Genomic DNA, 7969 nt, shown 5'->3' with positions numbered 1-7969 from the left:
GGGCATGTAAATGAAATCGCCGTTTATTTCGACCTGGCGCATGCCATCGTCGAGCAGTCTCAGGCTTTCGGCAAAACGGCCGGTCGCCGCGAGCCCTTCGGCGAGCGAAAGGTTGAATGGCGCGGCCATCAACCCGTAGCCCGCCGCTGGAAGTTCCCGCATGCAGTCCTGCAAGATATCGACTCCGGTTTGCGGGTCGCCCCTGCGAATTGCCAGTACCGCTTTGAGACCGCGCCCGACCACAACATGGGGTCCCATGGAATGAGACCGAGCATTGGAGACATACCAATCGCTGACCTTCTCGACGGTTCGCAGGTCGCCAATCCAAAGAAACAGCAAGAAGGCGCGCGTCAAGAGTATGCTCAGTGTTGCCGGGTCCTCGATGTGTCGGGCATCCTCAAGCAGCGAGTACGCCCGTTCCGCGGCCTGACTCGCATAGCCTCTCAGGTACAGCGTATGGGCCAAGCCCAGGCGGGTCGGGGCAACGATGTCGAAGGCAAAATAGGCTCTGGCCGTGTGCTGGGCATGTGATTGATTCTGTAATGTTGCCTCAAATGCCACGTGGGCACCGCCTAGATCGCCGACGAGATAGAGCGCGTTTGCCAACATGAAATGCGCCGAGGCTGAGGCCGTAGGGTCATCAATGGCCTTGGCGACGGCTGAATTGCGCTGGGCACATTGCAGCGCCATCCGACAATTCCCGTTCCGAAAGTAGAGGATATTCAGCGCCCCGAGTAGCCACATTTGATAATGGATGTCGCCACGTTCCTCGGCGATGGCGAGACTTCTCCCTAGGGCTGCGCGCGTCCCATTGCCGTCCCCGCTCGTGTACATAAGCGAATATCCGAGCCCCGCCTGCAGACGCATTTCCGCGGCCGTTCCGCGCCGCGTATCGTCGAGAGCATGAAGCGCCTGGTTCGACCAGCGAAGACATTCGGGCAGCAGAGACAGTGCCGGGAAAATCGGCACGGCCGCAACAACGAGGTCGACACCGATTCGGGCATCACCCCCCTCGCGAGAGAAGGTCCAATCGAGCGCTGCGCGTAGATTGTCGATTTCCCTGGCATATCTGGGGAGCTCGTCGAGCGCGATGAGCGGACCCGCCATGAGCGGGCCAAACAGATCGCGGAAGAATTCCGCGTGCCGGCGCGCAACCCAGTTGGCTTCTCCGCTCTCTGCCAGCTTGTCGAGCGCATAGGCCCGAATTGTCTCGAGCAGCCGCCAGCGGCCTGACGGTTCCGATGCATCCAGCGATACGAGCGACTTGGCAGTCAGGCTTGCGATCCCTTCGGCAACCCTGGCGGCCGTCGCGTTGGCATCGCCCATAACGGCGGTCGCAGCTTCAAGCGAGAACCCACCTGCGCAAATTGCTAATCGGAGCAGCAGATGCCGTTCCGGCTCCTGCAATAGTTCATAACTCCAGTCCAGCACGGCCCGAAGGGTTCGGTGCCGCGGCAGAGCGGTTCGGCGGCCGGCTGTCAGGAGGCTAAACCGATCATGGAGGAGGTCGGCCGTCCGCTGAAGTCCCAGCGCCGCGGCGCGGCCTGCCGCAAACTCGATGGCAAGCGGGATGCCGTCGAGGCGCCGGCAGATTGTCGCAATGAACGGAAGGTTTTCCGGCTGCGCCAGCAAACCGGCATTGAGAGCCATCAGCCGGATGTTGAACAGCCGAACAGCGCTATATTGATTGACGACATCATTGTTTTCCTCGCGCGGAGGCGGCACGTCAAGCGGGGGCACCCGATAGGCATATTCCCCCTCGATCCTCAGGATTTCGCGGCTCGTCGCAAGCACCGACGCATTCGGACATACGCGGACGATCGCGTCCGCAAGCCTGGCTGCGGCATCAATCAGGTGCTCGCAGTTGTCGAGTATAAGCAGGAGTCTCTGTCGGCCGAGGGCCCGCGCTACAGCCTCGGCAGAAATCTCGCTGCCCCCGACTTTCAGCCCAACGACGCTCGAGACGGCTGCCGGCACGAGAGCGGGGTCCGATAGCGAGGCCAGTTCAACAAGCCAGCAGTCGCCCTCAAACATCGGAAAGATGCCGCGCGCGACCTCTAGCGCCAGCACGCTCTTCCCGATCCCCCCCGGCCCGATCAGCGTGACAACACGATAGGCCGACAGGGTCTCCATCAAATGCCGCCGTGCCGCGCTTCGGCCAATCAGCGCCGAGCCCGCGATCGGCACATTGGTTCGAAAGTGCCGCTTCGGCGAATGTGCCGCGAGGCCGACCTCAGGTCCTTGCTCGGCGACCTCTAGGATCTCCCAACGCCCGAGCAGACGGTAGCCCCGGCCGGACACCGTCTTCAGTAAGTCGCGGTCCCCGCCGAGCGCCTTCCGAATAGCAGATATATGAAACTGGAGCGTGTTTTCCTCAACAACCGCGCCCGGCCATACCCGCTCCATCAGGCGGTACTTGCTGACGAGCTCGCCACCGGACCGAGCCAGAACCTCAAGGATCTCGAATGCGCGGCTTCCCAGCGGTACGGCGACGCCACGGGCCCGCAACTCACGCCGGATGAGATCGATCTCCCATCCAGTCGACGCAAAGACGGCTCGTGGGCCTTGCTCTGTCACGTCGGCGGCTCTCGCAGTTCGGCCAATCCTCAGAACTTCTCAGCATAGGCTCAGGGAATTCAGACCCGAAATGAACTTAAACGCTGGTCGTAGGCGGGAGCAACGGCTGCCGCAGGAGACACGGATGCCTGACAAGAGCGCCCGGCCAATGACAGACGATAGGAGGTGACACATGCGACGCACGCTTCTTCTCTCAGCAATTCTTCTCGGAGTCACGGTCATGACACAAATCACACAAGCCGCTACACCGGATCCGGCCACCGATCCTCGGATCGACCCACAGGTCCGCTCGTTTCTTGCCAAGATCAACAAAGATCCAAGCCCGTTCTGGGAGCTTCCCCAGCCGAAGCCGCAGGAGATCCTGACCGGCCTTCAGAATATGACCCCCGTGGACATGTCGGGGGTAAAGACGACTGAGCAGACCATCACCCAGGATGGTCAAATCGTGAAGATCTACATCATGAAGCCCGAGCAGATGACCGGTAAGCCCGGTGTGCTGCTGTTCATTCACGGCGGGGTCTGGATCGTCGGGAACTTCCAAAACCATCAGCGGCTTCTGCGTGACCTGGTCGTCGGCTCGGGCCAGATCGGCGTGTTCGTCGAGTATACCTCTCTGCCAGAAGCCCGCTTCCCCACACAGCTCGATCAATCCTACGCCGTGCTGAAATGGGTGGCGGCCCACGCTGAAGAATTCGGCGCGGACGGCAGCCGGATCGCGGTAGCTGGCAACTCCGTCGGCGGCAACATGACCGCAGCGCTGACGCTCATGGCCAAGGATCGCGGCGGCCCGAGGATCAGCTATCAGGTCCTGATGATCCCGGCGACCGACGCCAGCGTGGATACCGCGTCCTACCATGACTATGGAACGGGGCGGTTCCTGGCCCGCGCCTTCATGAAGTATGGCTGGGATCTGTACGCACCCGATGCCGCGACGCGCAACAACCCCTATGTCTCGCCGCTGCGCGCCAGCCTGCAGGAGCTAAGCGGACTTCCACCAGCCTTGGTCGTCACTTCGGAGAACGATCCGCTGCGCGACGAAGGCGAGGCTTACGCCCGTAAGCTCAAGGAGGCCGGGGTTTCAGTGATCGCCACCCGCTACAACGGGATGATCCACGACTTTGTCCTCCTGAACGGCATCCTGAACGATCCCGAGCCGCAGGCCGCGATCCGCCAGGTGTCGGCCGAGATTAAGGCCCATCTGGCGCCTGGATCCTGATGTCTGAGGCCGGAGGCGGCGATGCGGTCGCCGCCTCCTCCCGATCGATGTTCGAATGGATCGGTCTGGAGGCGGCACGATGAAAGCCTACGCGTTCCCGAGCCGTGCCGACCAGGCGCGCCACATCGGCACTCGCAGTATGCCCGATTGGTGGATGAAAGGGCGACAGAGGTCGGGTTACGGCGCGAGGACGACGGTTTGCACTCGCTCAGGCGGACAAAGGCGCCATCGTCGACAAGGCGATCGCCCGACCCAAGCAAGGCCGCCGCTCAACCGCCTCGCGCCGCTCCGGAAGCGGGCGAAAAGGTCCGGGCGATGATCCGTCCGGTGTCCGCGATGACCTTGTTACGCCCCGCAAGCGGTTCGGCTGACCCCGTGTAGTAGACAACTGCAACGATCGGCGCGGCTTCTGGCGGCCAGATGATCCCAATATCGTTACGGGACCCTCGCTCTCCTGATCCCGACTTGTCACCGATATGCCAGCCGTCCGGCAGGCCGGCATACAGCAGATCACCGGTGACCTTGCTGGCGAGCAGCCACTTCTCGAGCCGCCTGCGCGAGGTATCGCTCAACTGGTTCCCGAGCAGCAGGACGTTGAGGTCGCGGGCCATCGCGGCCGGGGTCGTGGTGTCGCGCGGATCGCCGGGAATGGCCGTGTTCAGCGTTGGCTCCGTACGGTCGAGACGGGAGATCGTATCGCCGATCGAGCGGGCATAGCGGGTCCAGCCGGGTGGGCCGCCGATCAGCCCGAGCAGCAGGTTGGCGGCCGTGTTGTCACTCCATTCGATCGCGGCTTCGCACAGCGCTTGCACGGTCATGAAGCCGGCTCCGACATTCTTGCGCGCGATCGGCGCATATTCGAGAAGATCGGCACGGCCAAACGGAACACGTCGGTCGAGCGCCATCTGTCCCTGGTCCGTCATGGTCAGTATGGCGGCGGCGGTCAGAAGCTTATGCGTGCTGCACATCGGGAAGCGTTCGTCGGCACGGTAGTCGATCCGGCGGCCCGACCCGCTATCAAGCGCAACGACCCCGAGCCGCCCGCCGTTCCGCACCTCGAGCGTGGCGAGAGCGTCGCGGGCGCGGTCTGACGCATGGTCCGGGACTGACGGCTGTGGCGCGGGTGCGGTCTGGGCATAGGCGGCGAACAACGCGCCGGAGAGCGTAGTACCGATGGCAGCAGTCGTGACCGAGCGGCGGGTAAGCACAGGTGTCATATGAGATCCTCTACCGTCAAAACGCATCGGCGAGGGGCATCATCACTGCGCCCGTGCCGACGTAACCCCCTGAAAATGCCTAGGGATGATGCTCATGACAAACGATGATCTTTCGTGTTAGGCCATAGAAAAATTTGGCCTTGGCATGGATATCGCTCAGCTTCCCCTCAACGCCCTGCGCGCCTTCGAGGCTGCCGCCCGGCACCAGAGCTTCACGCTGGCTGGCCTCGAACTGCGCGTCACCCAGGCCGCGGTCAGTCACCAGGTGAAATCGTTAGAAGACGTTCTCGGTGTCCTCCTCTTTCGCCGCCTGCCGCGCGGCTTGGCGCTGACGGAAGAAGGGGAGGCGCTTCAGCCGGTCCTGACGGACGCGTTGCGCCGCATCGCCACCACGCTTGGCCGGTTTGAGGGGGGACAATTGCGGGAGGTCCTGACCCTTGGCGCCGTGGGCACCTTCGTCACTGGCTGGCTGCTCTCGCGATTGCCGGAATTTCGCGCCTGCCATCCATTCGTCGATCTGCGGCTGCTGACCAACAACAATCGCGTCGACCTGGCGGGTGAAGGGCTCGACTACGCCATCCGCTTCGGCGATGGCGCGTGGCACGGCACGGAGGCGATGCGCCTGTTCGACGCACCCCTTACACCGCTCTGCGCGCCGTCCGTCGCGGAGCGGCTGACTCGGCCCACGGATCTCGACGGTGAGACCTTGATCCGCTCCTATCGCGCCGATGAGTGGACGCGCTGGTTCGCCGCTGCCGGCATGCCCCCGCGCGTCAGCCGTGGCTTCGTCTTCGACTCCTCCCTGGCCATGGCGGAGGCCGCCGAGCAGGGGGTGGGCGTCGCCCTGCTGCCGGTGCGGATGTTTGAACGGGAGTTGCGTCAGGAACGGTTGATCCAGCCCTTCCCGATTGAGGTGACACTCGGGGGCTACTGGCTCACCCGGTTGAAATCGCGAACGGAGACCCGGGCAATGGGCGCCTTGCGCGAATGGTTGCGCAGCATTCCAGACTATCCCGGGACAATCAGTGGAGAGGACCGCCGGGAGCGAAGAAATCCTGGTCAGGCTGACGCGGCGTTGTCGCACCGTCGTGCGTTCTGAGACCCAGAAAGGGCGTATTTCCGCTAGAAATTAGGTTCCGGAATGTGTGCATCACCGTGGGGCACCGCCCCCGGCCTTAACATCGCCTGGAACTGGCCAGTGATCGATCGCCAGGCGGTGGTCGGTTCACGCTTTGCGTTAAGAACTCCCATGCGCTGCATCATGCGCCGCTCTCCCACCCTATGGTTCAGGCCCCACCATCCGGCCTGATGCGCGCGGCGGCGGCGCGCAGGAGCGCGATGACCTCTTCGGCATTTGGGGAATGCGTATTGTCCAACCGCTCAAGATAGGGACAGGTCAGGGCGGCGATCACGCTGCCATTCGGTCCAGAAACCGGCACCGAAAGGTTGGAAACACCCACCGTTTGCTGGCTTTGCATGATCTCCCAGCCCTGCGCCTTCACCCGCGCCAGCCGCTCTTCAAGATCGGGCGGTATCGTTTCATGTGGCATGAGCTGATGTTCGGCCGTCATCGTGGCCCGTTCGCGCGGCGAGGCGAAGGCGAGCAGAACATGGCCCGAGCCGGTATTGAACAGCCCTATCGCCGAGCCGACGCGGATCGAAAAGCCCCAATAGCCCGGCGCGTCCACCTGCGCGATGACCGCGACATTGCCACGATCGTAGATGGCGAGGTGACAAGCCTGCTGAGCGCAGCGAGAAAATTCGCGCAACTCTGGCATAGCGAGCGGCACGAGGCGGCGTATCGGCGCATGCTGATGCACGAGGGTGAAGAGCTTCAGGGACAATTCGTAGCGGTCGCTGCTGGTGCGCCGCACGTATTGGCGGCGGGTCAGACGGTCCAGCATACGGTAGATCTCGTTGGGCGTCCGATCGAGCGCCTTGGCAATTTCAGCCTGAGACAGGCCTTCCTCGGTTGCGGCCAACACCTCGAGGATATCGAGCCCCTTATCCAGAGCTGGCGCGCGATACCGCGCAGCCCCATCCTTCGCAACCACGTCCATTCCTCAGCCTCTTTCATACGGACGTTGACCAACTCACGCGGCCATGCTTACCTGAAAATATAACCTTCATATATAAGAAGGCCAATGCCGCTGAGCGGGAATGGGCGAGACCAAACGCCGAAGGAGCGGCTGAGGCTCACGTAAAACAAGGTGCGCAAAAGTACCGAACGAGGGAGGTCTTTGCCATGAAGCAAAGCAGCGGTTTCCGCCATGCAGTTTTGAAGAAGCGCCTTGTGGCAGGCTGTGCGAGCCTTTTCTTGAGCCTCGCCTTCTGCGCAGGGGCGGGCGCCTCGACAGTCGACAAGATGCCACCGTCCAAAATCAAGATCGCGCTCATCCCTGGCGGCCCGAACGTGTATTTCGCGCCCTGGGCGGCGGCGGCCAAGGCGGAATCGAAAGCGCTCGGCGTTACCATCAGCTATGTCGTTCCTCCGACACCGACCTTCGATCCATCTGTGGAGATGAGCACGATCGAATCGCTCGTCGCGAAAGGTTATAACGGGTTCGCGATATTTCCCGATGGCGAGGCGTCGATTGTTCCGCTCTACAATCGTCTTAAAGCGCGCGGCATACCGGTGATCGATCTTGCCGGATGCACGACCGACCCGACGCCCGCCGCCCTCTGCTTTGCGACCAACGTTGATGCCTCTGCGAAATATGAAACCGAAGTCCTCACGAAAGCGATGGGCGGCAAGGGCAATATCGCCTTCCTCACCGGCTTGCTGACGGATGCCAATACGGCCCTCCGCGAAGACGGGGTGAAGGCCGGGGTTGCGGAGACGAATGGCCAGGTCAAACTCGTGCAAGTCGTTTCCAATATCGATAGCCCAAGCGCCGCGCCGCCGGCGGTGGAAAGCCTGCTCGCCTCCAAGGGGAGCGACCTCAACGGCATGCTTTCG

The 7969-nt window shown here is 62.6% G+C and carries 6 protein-coding genes; 3 read left to right on the top strand and 3 right to left on the bottom strand.

The annotated features are described in order from the left end of the window. Positions 1–2577 (bottom strand): ATP-binding protein (locus VL752_RS11885; RefSeq protein WP_325355433.1); only part of this gene is annotated, 2577 nt, incomplete at its 3' end. A gap of 172 nt (positions 2578–2749) precedes the next feature. Between VL752_RS11885 and VL752_RS11880 the strand changes: the two genes are divergently transcribed. Further along, on the top strand, positions 2750–3793 hold the full coding sequence (locus VL752_RS11880; RefSeq protein ID WP_325355431.1) for an alpha/beta hydrolase: 1044 nt from the start codon (positions 2750–2752) through the stop codon (positions 3791–3793). A 269-nt stretch (positions 3794–4062) separates the two neighbouring features. Here the strand turns inward: VL752_RS11880 and bla are convergent, their stop codons facing one another. Next, positions 4063–5010, bottom strand: coding sequence for a class A beta-lactamase (gene bla / locus VL752_RS11875; RefSeq protein ID WP_325355429.1), 948 nt, complete (start codon positions 5008–5010; stop codon positions 4063–4065). Between the two features lie 145 nt (positions 5011–5155). Between bla and VL752_RS11870 the strand changes: the two genes are divergently transcribed. Further along, entirely contained in the window at positions 5156–6109 is a 954-nt protein-coding gene (locus VL752_RS11870; RefSeq protein ID WP_325355427.1) for a LysR family transcriptional regulator, read from the top strand. Positions 6110–6296: 187 nt separating this feature from the next. Here VL752_RS11870 and VL752_RS11865 read toward each other — a convergent pair whose 3' ends face one another. Next, complete coding sequence (locus tag VL752_RS11865) at positions 6297–7070, bottom strand: IclR family transcriptional regulator (RefSeq protein WP_325355425.1); 774 nt, start codon at positions 7068–7070, stop codon at positions 6297–6299. Between the two features lie 185 nt (positions 7071–7255). On the opposite strand from VL752_RS11865, the gene VL752_RS11860 reads away from it, so the two are divergent. Further along, positions 7256–7969 (top strand): sugar ABC transporter substrate-binding protein (locus VL752_RS11860; RefSeq protein ID WP_325355423.1); only part of this gene is annotated, 714 nt, incomplete at its 3' end.

The sequence above is a fragment of the Acidisoma sp. genome (assembly GCF_035492295.1).
In the GTDB taxonomy this organism is placed as follows: Bacteria; Pseudomonadota; Alphaproteobacteria; order Acetobacterales; family Acetobacteraceae; genus Acidisoma.
Note: the sequence above shows the minus strand (reverse complement) of the source record. Positions and strands in the feature narration are given on the sequence as shown.